The organism is Escherichia sp. E2661, assembly GCF_004745185.1.
GTDB lineage: Bacteria > Pseudomonadota > Gammaproteobacteria > Enterobacterales > Enterobacteriaceae > Escherichia.
Window position 1 is genome coordinate 62,199 of sequence record NZ_PDIG01000014.1, and the last position, 12,785, is coordinate 74,983.

A 12,785-nucleotide genomic window follows, 5' to 3' on the forward strand; every position below is an offset into this window, starting at 1 on the left:
CAATCAGCCCCATAGAAGCGATAATATTTTATCTTTTTATCTAAAAAAACAATAAAATAACAGCGCATTATCACATAACTTATTGTTTTTATTATCTTACAAGGGAGACGCTGTATTGATGCTTTTGTCATGTTTTCCGCGTAAAAAAACATGACACGAGCTACCAGCGGCGAGGCTGGGGCCAGGTATTGGTCCTGAGGATTTTTTATAAAAGGAATAGTAAGAGAACTTTATGAAGGGAACAGCTGTTTCTGAGGTTTTTATCACTAAAAGCAAAACGCCGACACAAGGTCGGCGTTTTTTACGTCTCGTTGAATAACGAATTATTCAGCTACTACGTTTACGATCACTTTCGCGAATACTTCGCTGTGAACCTGGAAGCTCACTTCGTGTTCGCCAGTGGTACGCAGAACGCCGTTCGGCAGACGAACTTCGCTCTTAGCCACTTCAACGCCAGCTGCAGTTACAGCGTCAGCGATGTCGCGAGTACCGATGGAACCGAACAGTTTACCTTCGTCGCCAGCTTTAGACGCGATGGTAACAGTTTCCAGTGCATTGATTTTCTCAGCGCGAGCATTAGCTGCTGCCAGAACTTCAGCCAGTTTAGCTTCCAGTTCAGCGCGACGTGCTTCGAAGAATTCAATGTTTTTCTTGGTAGCTGGAACAGCTTTACCCTGCGGTACCAGGAAGTTACGAGCATAGCCCGCTTTAACATTTACCTGATCACCCAGGCTACCCAGGTTTGCTACTTTATCAAGCAGAATAACTTGCATTACCTTATCCTCTCAAAGTCGTATTAATGGACCGTGACCGATTACTGATGGCGATCAGTGTACGGCAGCAGGGACAGGTAGCGAGCGCGTTTGATAGCGCGAGCCAGCTGACGCTGGTATTTTGCACGGGTACCGGTGATACGGCTTGGGACAATCTTACCGCTTTCGGTGATGTAGTTTTTCAGCGTAGCGATATCTTTATAGTCGATCTCTTGAACGCCTTCCGCGGTGAAACGGCAGAACTTGCGACGACGGAAATAACGTGCCATATGGCTAGTCTCCAGAATCTATCAATTCAATCTGCTCGGCATGCAAAACCATTTTGCTCAGTCCGTTCTTTGCCTTGTGGCATGAAATGAACCCCTGAACGGTTATGCGACTGCCGACCGTTATACTGTGAGTAATGGCCTGGTTTTCGTATCCGCTAACAATAACGGGCATTTGGCACCACGCCTGCCGGTGAAAACCGGCTTCCTCCTGCACAGAACGATGCTCAAGCACGAACTGGCAGTGAGGAATTCCTGATGGACTGACCTTTCGAAGGGGAGTCCTGCACACGGTGCCGGACAACACCAGACGGTTGGTCATCAGAAATTACTCTTCAGAATCCCCAGCTTCAGCATCATCTGCGGTTTCGTTTGCGAAATCATCGCGACGCTCACGGCGCTCGTCTTTCGCTTTAACCATCGGAGATGCTTCGGTAACAGCGTGCTTGGTACGCATAACCATGCTGCGGATAACGGCATCGTTGAAGCGGAAGGTAGTTTCCAGCTCATCGATCACTTCCTGCGGAGCTTCAACGTTCATCAGAACGTAGTGTGCTTTGTGCAGTTTGTTGATCGGGTAAGCCAGCTGACGGCGGCCCCAGTCTTCCAGACGGTGGATCTTGCCTTCTGCACCAGTGATGGCAGCAGTGTAGCGCTCGATCATGCCCGGAACCTGTTCGCTCTGGTCAGGATGGACCATAAAAACGATTTCGTAATGACGCATCGAATTGCTCCTTACGGATTATTCAGCCTCCTGTCTGGGTCAGCCGAATCCCGGGGAGGCAAGGAACGTGTTAAAGGTCGGCTGAAAAATGACGCGTTATAGTACTTGTATGCCCCGCTAAACTCAAGGCCAGCCGACAAATAAATCTCATCTTTCGCTCAAAAGAACTAACTCGCTGATTTGAAGTTCATCACATTCCGTCACAGTGTTTTTTCGAACAACTGCATCAGAAATGGTCACCATCAACTTCTTTATCATTGATTAAAATTAAATCAGAAGATCATCACAGAGGAGAGCACACAAAGTCAGCCGTTGAGGAGGTATCTATGTTCAGCCGTGTTTTAGCCCTTCTGGCTGTGCTTTTGCTAAGTGCAAATACATGGGCAGCCATTGAAATTAATAACCACCAGGCCAGAAATATGGACGACGTACAGAGCTTAGGCGTGATTTATATCAACCATAACTTCGCCACTGAAAGTGAAGCTCGCCAGGCACTGAATGAAGAGACAGATGCGCAAGGCGCAACGTACTACCACGTGATTCTGATGCGAGAACCGGGGAGTAACGGCAATATGCACGCCAGCGCGGATATTTATCGCTAGCACCAGGTATAACCAACGAAACATTGCCATAGTTTGCTTTGCCCCCTTCTCCGGGGGCATTTTTTTGAAAAACGGCTGCGGAATCAGACCAGTTATCTCCCGAAGAAGGAAATTTCCGCAGCGCGTGTTTTACTTCTGCCCGTAATAGGCGTTGGGACCGTGCTTACGCATGAAGTGTTTATTCATCAGGAAGCTGTCGATGTGATTGAGTTGTGGATTAATACTGCGCGCAATCCACGCCATTTTCGCCACTTCTTCCATCACTACCGCGTTATGCACCGCGTCGTGGGCATCTTTCCCCCAGGCGAACGGTCCGTGCTGATACACCACAATTCCCGGCGTATGCAGCGGCTCGGCGTTGCCCAGCGTTTCGATAATCACTTTGCCGGTGTTCAGTTCGTACTCACCCTGCACCTCTTCTTCGCTTAATCCGCGCGTGCACGGGATGTCGCCAAAGAAGTAATCGGCGTGCGTGGTGCCTAACGCCGGGATCGCCAGCCCCGCCTGCGCCCATGCGGTGGCATGAGTGGAGTGGGTATGCACAATGCCGCCAAGCGACGGGTAACGATGGTAGAGTTCGAGATGCGTCGCGGTGTCGGAAGACGGACGATATTCCCCTTCCACCACCTTACCGCTCATATCGACCACCACCATATCGTCTGCTTTCATGGTTTCGTAGGCGACGCCGCTGGGCTTGATCACCACCAGCCCGCGTTCGCGGTCAATGGCGCTGACGTTGCCCCAGGTAAAGGTCACCAGCCCGTAGCGCGGCAGATCCATGTTGGCTTCAAACACCTGCTGTTTTAGCTTTTGCATTATGCCGCCTCCACCATGCCAGCTTTGGCCATGCGCGCTTTCACCCAATCACGCGCTTTCGCCACTTCTGCCGCCGGGTCTTCCGCCGTTTCGCTCCACATCTCAATCAGGTACGGCCCGCAATAGCCACTCTGTTTGAGAGTTTCGAAACAACGTTCGAAATCCACTACACCTTCGCCAAACGGCACATTTTTTGAAGACGCCCGGTTTGGTGTCTTTAACATGCACCGCGACGATATGCCCGATTCCGGCCTGCAACTCCATCTGCACATCGTTGTCCCACGCCGACAGGTTGCCGATATCCGGGTAGAGCTGGAACCACGGGTTGTTGAGATAGTGCGCGTAGCCCAGCGCCTTGCTGATGGAGTTCATCAATGGGTAATCCATGATCTCCATTGCCAGCGTCACCTGCGCGCGGCTTGCCATCTCAACACTCTCTTTCAGCCCGTCACGGAAACGACGACGCGTTTCGTTATTGGCTTCCTGATAGTAAACGTCATAGCCCGCCAGCTGGATCACGCGAATGCCAACGTCCTGGGCGAACTGGATAGCTTTGCGCATAATCTCCAGCCCCTGCGCCCGCACCGCGTCATCTTCGCTGCCCAGCGGGAAACGACGATGGGCCGAAAGGCACATGGACGGCACGCGCACGCCGGTTTCAACAATCGCATTCACCAGCTCCAGACGCTGCTCGCGGCTCCAGTCGAGGCGCGACAGGCGATCGTCCGTTTCATCTACCGACATCTCGACAAAATCGAAGCCCAGCGTTTTTGCCAGTTGCAGCCGTTCCAGCCAGCACTCCCCGGCGGGGAGCGCTTTCTCATAGATGCCAAGCGGGATCTGTTTGGACAACATATCCGCTCCTTAGCCCCACAGTTCGGCGATGGAACGTTTGAACTGACGCGCGGCTTCCACTGGAGAAGCGGCATCACGGATGCTGCGACCCGCGATAAACACATGAATCGGAATACCTTTGAACAGCGGCAGATCTTCCAGCGCCAGGCCACCAGTGACGGTGACTTTAAAGCCCATATCGGAAAGACGTTTGATCGCGGTGATATCTGCTTCGCTCCACGCCACGCCTGCGGCCTGCGCGTCACGGCTGCGGTGATAAACCACCTGCCCAATACCTGCATCGCGCCACTGCTGCGCCTGTTCCCAGGTCCAGTAGCCGGTCAGTTCGATCTGTACGTCGCCGTTAAACTCTTTTGCTACGTCCAGCGCGCCTTTGGCGGTGTTGATATCCGCACAGCAAATCACGGTCACCCAGTCAGCGTTGGCTTCGAAGCACATGCGAGAAAGAATTTTGCCCGCATCGGCAATTTTGGCGTCAGCCAGTACGATTTTGTGCGGGTAAAGCGCTTTCAGGTCACGAACCGCACGCACGCCTTCGCCCACGCACAGAATGGTGCCCACTTCGATAATGTCGACTTCTTCGGCAATCAGGCGAGTGGTTTCGTAGGCGCTATCCATAGTCTGGTTGTCCAGCGCGACTTGCAACATCGGTAATGACATCTTCAATTCCTTCTTAAGCTGCCGCGTTGGTGCGGTCAATGAGATCCAGTACTTCCTGCTCGGTACGGCAGGCACGTAAACGGTCGAAATTCTCTTCATCTTCAAACAGGTTGACGATCTGCATGATGCCCACTTCCTGGTGCGTGTTGGCATCAACCGCCGCCATGGTGATGAGGATATCCACCGGGTCGTTATCTTCGTGGTTGAACTCCAGCGGCTTTTTCAGCGTCACCAGTGCAAAACCGGTTTTCTTAACGCCCTCTTCCGGGCGTCCGTGCGGCATTGCCAGGCCTGGAGCGAGCACAAAGTACGGGCCGTGCTGTTCAACCGCATCCAGAATCGCCTGGTAGTAACGCGGCTCGACAATGTCCGCCGCCACCAGCAGGTCAACGCCGATTTTCACTGCGTCCTGCCATGTCTCAGCTTCAGCCTGCAGACGGATAGATTTATTCTCCGCCAGCGAATCACGTAGTTTCATGGCGCGTCCTTACTTCACGTCCTGCGGGAAATGTTCTTTGATCACTTCCAGCAATTTCGGGCCAAAGTCGGCAGGAGAGAGCATGTTGCGCACGCCAACCACGTATTTGTTGCCGGTCACGGTGATTTCGCCCGCAATGTGCGTAGAAGCGATGATGATATCCGCGCCGCTCAACTCACTTTTATATTCGCCAACCGCGCAGCTATTTACCGTGTGGTCGATGTTCGACTGGGTTAAAAACTGGTCCACTTTCATCTTCATGATCATGGAACTGCCTTGTCCGTTGCCACACACAGCCAGAATACGTACGGTCATAATCAAAACTCCTTATTAAGCAGACTGTTCTGCCAGTTGTTTTTCTGCATCTTCTTCTGCGCGCAGCGCGCGGCCAGCGAAGAACATATAAGCCAGTGCAATTACAATGATGACGGCCATAAAGGCGATACCGATGGAGAAGAAGCCCTGCATCATCGGTGGTGCCAGAATTGACCAGTCCGCCATACCCATCCAGGCACTCATACCGGTGAGTTTCACCGCCCAGACGCAACCAAAGATTTCGATCATTCCCATCACCAGACAAATTTTCAGCGCCGCACGCCAGCCGCCGAAGTGGTTAGCGAACACGCCGATGGTGGCGTTGGAGAAGAACATCGGGATAAAGCCAGGGATAATCAGGATCGAGGAACCGCAGGCGACCAGAATGCCAACCGCAATCAGCTGACCGATGGTGCCCCACATAAAGCCCCAGACCACGGCGTTCGGCGCGAAGCTATAGATAGCCGCACAGTCAATCGCCAGAACCGCACCTGGGATCAGACGCTGGGAGATACCGTTAAATGCTTCAGAGAGTTCCGCCACAAACATGCGCACGCCCTGAGTGATGATGAAGATCGCCACCGCAAAAGAGAAACCGGTTTGCAGGATGTAGACCGTCCAGTTCACTTTGCCTGCCATCGCCTGCACGGTGTCGATACCGAAGGAGAGCAGAATGGCGCCAAAGAAGATGGTCATGACAATCGCCGTGGAGACGATGTTGTCGTGGAAAATGTTCAGCCAGCCAGGCAGTTTGAGATCTTCAACGCTCTCCTCTTTTTTGCCCAGGAACGGCGCGACTTTATAAGCAATCCATGATGCAAACTGTTGCTGGTGACCGATGGAGAAACCGCAGCCGTCCGTCACTTCCTGAGTCGGCTTGTACATCATGTTGGAGGTAATGCCCCAGTAGAGCGAAACCAGAATCGCCGTGCAGATAATGGTGGTCCACATGGAGTAGCCAAAGATGAACAGCGTAACGGCAATCAGCCCGGCCTGCTGGAACATGATGTGGCCGGTCAGCATGATGGTGCGAATACCGGTAATGCGACGCAGCAGCACGTAACAAATGTTCAGCGCCAGTGCCAGCAGCACCGCGTACCCTACCCAGCTATAGGCATCGCCCATGCGCTCGATAGTGGCCATCATCGAAGCGTAAGTATCTGAAATAGCACCGTTGATACCGTAGACTTCCGACATTTTCGCCACCACCGGTTTGAAGGTGCTGGTCAGGATGCCGGACCCGGCCTGCAGCAGCATAAAACCGATAATCGTTTTGATGGTGCCTTTGATAATCACGCTGACGCTTTTACGCAGCAGGATGTAGCCCAGGCAGGTCACGATACCCAGTAACAGCGGGGCATTGGTCATTACCTGATTAAAAAAAACGGTAAAGATGTTGTAGAGGATCTCCATAACGATCTCCTGAAGAAGAGGTAACCGGGTATTCCGCACACCCGGAATGTTGTGCATTCACTCTAATTTTCAAAAGTAATCACAACAAGATTATTTATGATTAAATGTGACGCGGCACGCAAATAATTCCACATTGATAGAGTGGGATTCATGCAAAGAAACAATTACTCATTTAAATTCATTCAGTTAAATGAATTACACATTCCATTAAATCTTTCCACACTCAAAATCCACAACAACTCCCCTGGCAAAAAGTCAAAAAATGGTCATTGCCTTCCTGAAAAAATAGTGTCAGGATTAATCAAAACCAATCACATATTGATTCAAATTGAACATCATGAAGGTAAATGGCGATGAGTAAAGTGAAAAGTATCACCCGTGAATCCTGGATCCTGAGCACTTTCCCGGAGTGGGGTAGCTGGCTGAATGAAGAAATTGAACAAGAGCAGGTAGCTCCTGGTACATTCGCGATGTGGTGGCTCGGTTGTACTGGGATCTGGCTGAAATCGGAAGGTGACACCAACGTTTGCGTTGATTTCTGGTGCGGTACTGGCAAACAAAGTCACGGTAACCCGCTGATGAAACAGGGTCACCAGATGCAGCGTATGGCTGGCGTGAAAAAACTGCAGCCAAACCTGCGTACTACCCCGTTTGTTCTTGATCCGTTTGCGATTCGCCAGATCGACGCCGTACTGGCTACTCACGATCATAACGATCACATCGACGTCAACGTGGCCGCCGCCGTGATGCAAAACTGCGCTGATGATGTACCATTTATCGGACCGAAAACCTGCGTGGATTTATGGATTGGCTGGGGAGTACCGAAAGAACGCTGCATCGTGGTCAAACCAGGCGATGTGGTAAAAGTGAAAGACATTGAAATTCATGCCCTTGACGCGTTCGACCGTACGGCACTGATCACCCTACCAGCGGATCAAAAAGCGGCTGGCGTGCTGCCAGATGGTATGGACGATCGCGCAGTAAACTATCTGTTCAAAACACCGGGCGGTTCTCTGTATCACAGCGGCGATTCCCACTACTCTAACTACTATGCAAAACATGGCAACGAGCATCAGATCGACGTGGCGTTAGGATCGTACGGTGAGAACCCACGCGGTATTACCGACAAAATGACCAGCGCCGATATGCTGCGTATGGGCGAAGCGTTGAATGCGAAAGTAGTTATCCCGTTCCACCATGATATCTGGTCAAACTTCCAGGCCGATCCGCAGGAAATCCGCGTACTGTGGGAGATGAAAAAAGATCGTCTGAAGTATGGCTTTAAGCCGTTTATCTGGCAGGTCGGTGGCAAGTTTACCTGGCCGTTGGATAAAGATAACTTCGAGTATCACTATCCGCGTGGTTTTGACGATTGCTTCACCATTGAACCGGATCTGCCGTTCAAATCGTTCCTGTAATCTGTCGTTTATACCGGGTAGCGTGGATCTGTTCGCGCTATCCGGCGTAGTATTTCCTGGCTATTTCAAATATCATCTAAAAAAATCAAATTTTATCGGAATAGCTCATGACTGAAGCACAAAGACATCAAATCCTCCTGGAAATGCTCGCACAATTGGGCTTTGTGACCGTGGAGAAAGTCGTTGAGCGTCTGGGAATTTCGCCTGCAACCGCGCGACGCGATATCAATAAACTCGACGAAAGCGGCAAACTGAAAAAAGTGCGCAACGGCGCCGAAGCGATTACCCAGCAGCGCCCGCGATGGACGCCGATGAATCTGCATCAGGCGCAGAATCACGATGAAAAAGTACGTATCGCTAAAGCGGCCTCGCAGTTGGTCAACCCGGGCGAAAGCGTGGTCATCAACTGCGGCTCTACCGCATTTCTGCTCGGCCGGGAAATGTGTGGCAAACCGGTGCAAATCATCACTAATTATCTCCCGCTGGCAAACTATCTGATCGATCAGGAACATGACAGCGTGATCATCATGGGCGGGCAGTACAACAAAAGTCAGTCCATCACCTTAAGCCCACAGGGCAGCGAAAACAGTCTCTATGCCGGGCACTGGATGTTTACCAGCGGCAAAGGGCTGACCGCAGAAGGGTTATATAAAACCGATATGCTGACGGCAATGGCAGAGCAGAAGATGTTGAGCGTGGTAGGGAAACTGGTAGTGCTGGTCGATAGCAGTAAGATTGGTGAACGCGCGGGGATGCTCTTTAGCCGCGCCGATCAAATCGATATGCTGATCACCGGCAAAAATGCTAACCCAGAGATCCTGCAACAGCTGGAAGCGCAAGGGGTCAGCATTCTGCGTGTTTAAAGATGCTGGTGGAAAAATGTCACCGCAGCATCTAACGCCTCGGGTGTAATACGGTGGCGCACGCCAGGCTGCCATAAACAGGTTAACTGTTTATCTCGTCCCGTTTCTCTTAATGCCTGCTGCAAACGTAGTGATTCCTCGGCAGGCACAACATCATCGTCAAGGCCATGCCACAACAGCAGTGGCCTGCTTCCCAGTTCGTCCAGGTGGTTTGTCGCTTCCCACTCTGCCAGTGGAGCAATAATGTTATTAAATTCGTTTTGCTGTGCTGGCGTTTCAGGCTTCAACGGTGGAAACAGTGAACGGGCAAGCGATGTGAAATAGCCAGACCCCATCATGCTGGCGGTACATTTCACCGTGGGGTGGCGAGCGGTAATCCCCAGCGCGGTCATTGCGCCCATTGACGCGCCACCAACCGCCAGGCGTTCATCAAGCAGCCAGTTTTCTTCGGCTATTGCCGCACGTAAAGTAGTGAATTCCTGCATACTTTGTAGCAAGATTTGCCAGAATTGATTTAAACGCCGCGCTGCGTCGCCACTAAAACGGCTACCGTGATTGGGCGCATCCGGCATGATCACCCGCAAACCCGCCTGCGCCAGCGCGACGGCAAAATAACTATAAACCAGGCTGGATGAAGTAAATCCGTGATAAAAAATCACACACGGTAACGGGATTTCTTTTTGCCCTACGGGATAAGCGTGAAGAACGGGAATATCAGCCAGCACGCGTGATTCTAATTCAATCATTTTTTTCTCCTTTGAGTCTGGTATGACATGAAGAAATCCTTAGCACAAGTTTCTGCTGACCGTATTAGTTCATAATGTTGAGATGTGGATTACGCTTTCACAACGTTTTCATTCGAAAATCGCGTACCAGGTAACAATTCGGGAACATTCCCCTCAAGTTAAATAAATAAGGCACTACACTATGGTTAGCAGGAAACGTAATAGCGTTATTTATCGGTTTGCCAGTTTATTATTGGTGTTGATGCTAAGCGCCTGTAGCGCACTGCAAGGTACGCCACAGCCAGCACCGCCAGTAACGGACCATCCGCAAGAGATTCGCCGCGACCAGACACAAGGGTTACAGCGAATAGGTAGCGTAAGCACGATGGTACGGGGCTCTCCGGATGACGCATTAGCAGAAATCAGAGCGAAAGCTGTCGCTGCAAAAGCTGATTATTACGTTGTCGTAATGGTGGATGAAACCATCGTGACAGGACAGTGGTATTCACAAGCCATTTTGTACTCTAAATAATTCGAGTTGCAGGAAGGCGACAAGCGAGTGAATCCCCAGGAGCTTACATAAGTAAGTGACTGGGGTGAGTGAACGCAGACGCAGCACATGCAACTTGAAGTATGACGAGTATATACCGTAAATAAATCAGACAACTTATACAGCCAGCTTTACATTGCTTTGCGTCCCTATGCGTTTACCTGTGCACAATAAATTACCGGCGGGAAGCTCGGGCGTTTATTACCGCGATGGAATGCCCTGCCACATGTGGGGAAACGAAAAATGGAGCTGACGATGAAACAATTACTTGCCTCACCCTCGCTGCAATTAGTGACTTGCCCTGCGAGCGCCACGGCACAGTCTGCAGAATTCGCCAGTGCTGACTGCGTGACGGGCCTGAATGAAATAGGTCAGATCTCGGTTAGCAATATTTCAGGGGATCCGCAGGACGTGGAACGTATCGTGGCGTTAAAGGCCGATGAACAAGGTGCGTCATGGTACCGCATTATTACCATGTACGAAGACCAACAGCCTGATAACTGGCGTGTACAGGCGATACTGTATGCGTGAGTGTCATCTGCAGCGAATGAACAATGCCGGATACGGCGCGAGCGCCTTGTCCGGCCTACAATTTTCACATATTTCATTTAGTTAATCGAAACCAGCGTCGTATACGCTTACAAACACACTCCCCCCGTCGCCCGCAGCAATAAATCATTCTGGATCTGCTCTGACAACCGCACGCCACCGCGCGTATTTAACATCACCTGACACCACGCCTGTGCCATTGGCGGAGAGGCATATTTCAACATTTGCGCACCGCAGCCCAGCAGGAATAGCTGATGAGTAATCTCTCGCCCCAGTTCTTCAGCTGGCTTACGCAACTGCTGCTGTAAACGACGAACCGCGCGATCAAAATAACGATCTTGCCCTTTCACTTCCATAAACGCTTCCGACAGCAAATCGTAGACGCCCGCTTGCTTATTAAGAACGCGCAGCACATCGAGGCACATAATATTGCCAGAGCCTTCCCAAATACTGTTTACCGGCATCTCCCGATAAAGTCGCGGTAGTTCGCTCTCTTCGCAATAGCCAATACCGCCCAGCACCTCCATCGCTTCAGCCACAAACGGAATGCCACGTTTGCAGGTAACAAATTTCGCCGCAGGCGTAAATAAACGCGCCCACAGAGCTTCTTTGGCATCGGCACGTCGATCCCACGCCCGCGCCAGACGAAACAACAACGCTGTTTGCCCTTCAAGCTGAAGCGCCATGCGACTTAAGACATGGCGCATCAGAGGCTGTTCGATTAACGGATTACCAAATACATGGCGTTGATGAGCGTGATATATCGCCAGCGAGAACGCTCGGCGCATCATGGCATGGCTACCCAGAGCACAATCAAAACGCGTCATCCCGCCCATTTTCAGGATCAGGCGAATCCCTTCCCCTTCCTGACCCAGCAACCAGCCAATGGCATCCTGAAACTCCACTTCGCAACTGGCATTGGAACGATTACCTAACTTATCTTTCAGACGCTCCAGGCGAATCGCGTTGCGTTGCCCGTCAGGCAAAAATCGCGGCACAAAAAAGCAGGACAAACCGCCCGAGGTCTGTGCCAGCACCAGATGCGCGTCGCTTTGTGGCACCGAGAAAAACCATTTATGCCCCACCAGCCGATAAGACCCATCGTCCAGACGTTCGGCGCGAGTGGTGTTGCTCATCACATCGGAACCGCCCTGCTTTTCCGTCATTCCCATGCCAATCAACAAACCGCGTTTTTGCCCACCTGGCAATAAGTGAGAATCGTAGCGATCGCTCAACAGCGGCGTGGTCCAGTCCTGAAACGGCGCGGGTAGCATCTGTAACAGCAATGGCGTAGCGGCGAAGGTCATCGTTATCGGGCATAACGACCCGGCCTCAACCTGCGCGTGCAACATAAAACGCGCCGCCCGCGCCACAAATGCGCCGGAGCGAGCATCTTCTTCCCAGGCCAGGTTGTGTACCCGATTGGTACATAACGCCTGCATCAGCAGGTGCCATGCGGGATGGAAACGGACATCGTCCAGACGTCGCCCCTGGGCATCGTAGCGCAACAGTTCAGGTGGGTTTACATTCGCCAGCCGCCCCAGTTCAAGGGATTCTGCCGTTCCGAGTTGCTGACCAATACTGGCGAGAAAATCGCTATCCCAACCAGCGCCTTCGCGCGTTACCGCTTCGCAGAGCGCGCCATCAGACAGGTATAAATTGCTGTTATTTAAGGGTATAGGTTGATTAAAAACAGTGTGAGTTTGCCAGTGCACTGTGTCTCCCTCCATCAATGGCAGTCACCATTAGTATGGTCACTGCCACGGATTCCTGACAGA

At 51.6% G+C, this 12,785-nt stretch carries 16 protein-coding genes and 1 pseudogene; 5 read left to right on the forward strand and 12 right to left on the reverse strand.

Annotated elements, in window-relative coordinates; translation table 11 throughout:
* Positions 1-323: 323 nt before the first annotated feature.
* The 4 genes from rplI to rpsF are packed head-to-tail and all read right to left on the reverse strand — an operon-like array spanning position 324 to position 1,763.
* The gene (gene rplI / locus CRI63_RS07450) at positions 324-773 is read right to left on the reverse strand and encodes a 50S ribosomal protein L9 (protein WP_001196062.1); all 450 of its coding nucleotides are present in this window, start codon (positions 771-773) and stop codon (positions 324-326) included.
* A gap of 41 nt (positions 774-814) precedes the next feature.
* Entirely contained in the window at positions 815-1,042 is a 228-nt protein-coding gene (rpsR, locus tag CRI63_RS07455; protein ID WP_000135199.1) for a 30S ribosomal protein S18, read from the reverse strand.
* A gap of 4 nt (positions 1,043-1,046) precedes the next feature.
* Positions 1,047-1,361: a primosomal replication protein N gene (priB, locus tag CRI63_RS07460; protein WP_089615903.1), complete on the reverse strand. Its 315-nt coding sequence runs from the start codon at positions 1,359-1,361 to the stop codon at positions 1,047-1,049.
* A 6-nt stretch (positions 1,362-1,367) separates the two neighbouring features.
* On the reverse strand, positions 1,368-1,763 hold the full coding sequence (gene rpsF / locus CRI63_RS07465; RefSeq protein ID WP_001216676.1) for a 30S ribosomal protein S6: 396 nt from the start codon (positions 1,761-1,763) through the stop codon (positions 1,368-1,370).
* A 326-nt stretch (positions 1,764-2,089) separates the two neighbouring features.
* Here rpsF and yjfY point away from each other — a divergent pair, with 326 nt between their 5' ends.
* Entirely contained in the window at positions 2,090-2,365 is a 276-nt protein-coding gene (gene yjfY, locus CRI63_RS07470; RefSeq protein WP_000492914.1) for a DUF1471 family protein YjfY, read from the forward strand.
* 129 nt (positions 2,366-2,494) lie between these two features.
* On the opposite strand, the gene ulaF is transcribed toward yjfY, so the two are convergent.
* From ulaF to ulaA, 6 genes and pseudogenes are all read right to left on the reverse strand, one after another.
* The gene (gene ulaF / locus CRI63_RS07475) at positions 2,495-3,181 is read right to left on the reverse strand and encodes an L-ribulose-5-phosphate 4-epimerase UlaF (protein WP_130221762.1); all 687 of its coding nucleotides are present in this window, start codon (positions 3,179-3,181) and stop codon (positions 2,495-2,497) included.
* A pseudogene (ulaE, locus tag CRI63_RS07480) lies at positions 3,181-4,036 on the reverse strand (L-ribulose-5-phosphate 3-epimerase UlaE). Before ulaE ends, ulaF begins: the two are co-directional and overlap by 1 nt.
* A 9-nt stretch (positions 4,037-4,045) precedes the next feature.
* Positions 4,046-4,696, reverse strand: a complete 651-nt coding sequence (ulaD, locus tag CRI63_RS07485) for a 3-keto-L-gulonate-6-phosphate decarboxylase UlaD (RefSeq protein ID WP_130257940.1) — start codon at positions 4,694-4,696, stop codon at positions 4,046-4,048.
* Between the two features lie 13 nt (positions 4,697-4,709).
* Positions 4,710-5,174: a PTS ascorbate transporter subunit IIA gene (gene ulaC, locus CRI63_RS07490; RefSeq protein WP_135519083.1), complete on the reverse strand. Its 465-nt coding sequence runs from the start codon at positions 5,172-5,174 to the stop codon at positions 4,710-4,712.
* Positions 5,175-5,183: 9 nt separating this feature from the next.
* A complete protein-coding gene (gene ulaB / locus CRI63_RS07495) occupies positions 5,184-5,489 on the reverse strand; it encodes a PTS ascorbate transporter subunit IIB (protein WP_000218362.1) in 306 nt (101 codons plus the stop codon).
* Between the two features lie 15 nt (positions 5,490-5,504).
* Positions 5,505-6,902, reverse strand: a complete 1,398-nt coding sequence (gene ulaA, locus CRI63_RS07500) for a PTS ascorbate transporter subunit IIC (RefSeq protein ID WP_000404886.1) — start codon at positions 6,900-6,902, stop codon at positions 5,505-5,507.
* 353 nt (positions 6,903-7,255) lie between these two features.
* Between ulaA and ulaG the strand changes: the two genes are divergently transcribed.
* Complete coding sequence (gene ulaG / locus CRI63_RS07505; protein WP_135519086.1) at positions 7,256-8,320, forward strand: L-ascorbate 6-phosphate lactonase; 1,065 nt, start codon at positions 7,256-7,258, stop codon at positions 8,318-8,320.
* A gap of 107 nt (positions 8,321-8,427) precedes the next feature.
* Positions 8,428-9,183 carry an HTH-type transcriptional regulator UlaR gene (ulaR, locus tag CRI63_RS07510; RefSeq protein ID WP_000133631.1) on the forward strand — a complete coding sequence of 252 codons (756 nt, stop codon included), beginning with the start codon at positions 8,428-8,430 and terminating at the stop codon, positions 9,181-9,183.
* Here ulaR and yjfP read toward each other — a convergent pair.
* Positions 9,180-9,929, reverse strand: coding sequence for an esterase (gene yjfP, locus CRI63_RS07515; protein ID WP_135519089.1), 750 nt, complete (start codon positions 9,927-9,929; stop codon positions 9,180-9,182). The two genes, ulaR and yjfP, sit on opposite strands and share 4 nt — an antisense overlap.
* Positions 9,930-10,110: 181 nt before the next feature.
* On the opposite strand from yjfP, the gene bsmA reads away from it, so the two are divergent.
* Together bsmA and yjfN are read left to right on the forward strand one after the other, a co-directional pair.
* The gene (gene bsmA / locus CRI63_RS07520; RefSeq protein WP_064525807.1) at positions 10,111-10,440 is read left to right on the forward strand and encodes a biofilm peroxide resistance protein BsmA; all 330 of its coding nucleotides are present in this window, start codon (positions 10,111-10,113) and stop codon (positions 10,438-10,440) included.
* A gap of 273 nt (positions 10,441-10,713) precedes the next feature.
* Positions 10,714-10,989, forward strand: a complete 276-nt coding sequence (gene yjfN, locus CRI63_RS07525) for a DUF1471 family protease activator YjfN (protein ID WP_001517630.1) — start codon at positions 10,714-10,716, stop codon at positions 10,987-10,989.
* Between the two features lie 107 nt (positions 10,990-11,096).
* Here the strand turns inward: yjfN and CRI63_RS07530 are convergent, their stop codons facing one another.
* Entirely contained in the window at positions 11,097-12,722 is a 1,626-nt protein-coding gene (locus CRI63_RS07530) for an isovaleryl-CoA dehydrogenase (RefSeq protein ID WP_135489983.1), read from the reverse strand.
* Positions 12,723-12,785: the final 63 nt, after the last annotated feature.

Bases quoted from the DNA above. Each gene is read 5' to 3' on its own strand.
- rplI (WP_001196062.1), bottom strand. From the start codon at position 773: ATGCAAGTTATTCTGCTTGATAAAGTAGCAAACCTGGGTAGCCTGGGT.
- rpsR (WP_000135199.1), bottom strand. From the start codon at position 1,042: ATGGCACGTTATTTCCGTCGTCGCAAGTTCTGCCGTTTCACCGCGGAA.
- priB (WP_089615903.1), bottom strand. From the start codon at position 1,361: ATGACCAACCGTCTGGTGTTGTCCGGCACCGTGTGCAGGACTCCCCTT.
- rpsF (WP_001216676.1), bottom strand. From the start codon at position 1,763: ATGCGTCATTACGAAATCGTTTTTATGGTCCATCCTGACCAGAGCGAA.
- yjfY (WP_000492914.1), top strand. From the start codon at position 2,090: ATGTTCAGCCGTGTTTTAGCCCTTCTGGCTGTGCTTTTGCTAAGTGCA.
- ulaF (WP_130221762.1), bottom strand. From the start codon at position 3,181: ATGCAAAAGCTAAAACAGCAGGTGTTTGAAGCCAACATGGATCTGCCG.
- ulaD (WP_130257940.1), bottom strand. From the start codon at position 4,696: ATGTCATTACCGATGTTGCAAGTCGCGCTGGACAACCAGACTATGGAT.
- ulaC (WP_135519083.1), bottom strand. From the start codon at position 5,174: ATGAAACTACGTGATTCGCTGGCGGAGAATAAATCTATCCGTCTGCAG.
- ulaB (WP_000218362.1), bottom strand. From the start codon at position 5,489: ATGACCGTACGTATTCTGGCTGTGTGTGGCAACGGACAAGGCAGTTCC.
- ulaA (WP_000404886.1), bottom strand. From the start codon at position 6,902: ATGGAGATCCTCTACAACATCTTTACCGTTTTTTTTAATCAGGTAATG.
- ulaG (WP_135519086.1), top strand. From the start codon at position 7,256: ATGAGTAAAGTGAAAAGTATCACCCGTGAATCCTGGATCCTGAGCACT.
- ulaR (WP_000133631.1), top strand. From the start codon at position 8,428: ATGACTGAAGCACAAAGACATCAAATCCTCCTGGAAATGCTCGCACAA.
- yjfP (WP_135519089.1), bottom strand. From the start codon at position 9,929: ATGATTGAATTAGAATCACGCGTGCTGGCTGATATTCCCGTTCTTCAC.
- bsmA (WP_064525807.1), top strand. From the start codon at position 10,111: ATGGTTAGCAGGAAACGTAATAGCGTTATTTATCGGTTTGCCAGTTTA.
- yjfN (WP_001517630.1), top strand. From the start codon at position 10,714: ATGAAACAATTACTTGCCTCACCCTCGCTGCAATTAGTGACTTGCCCT.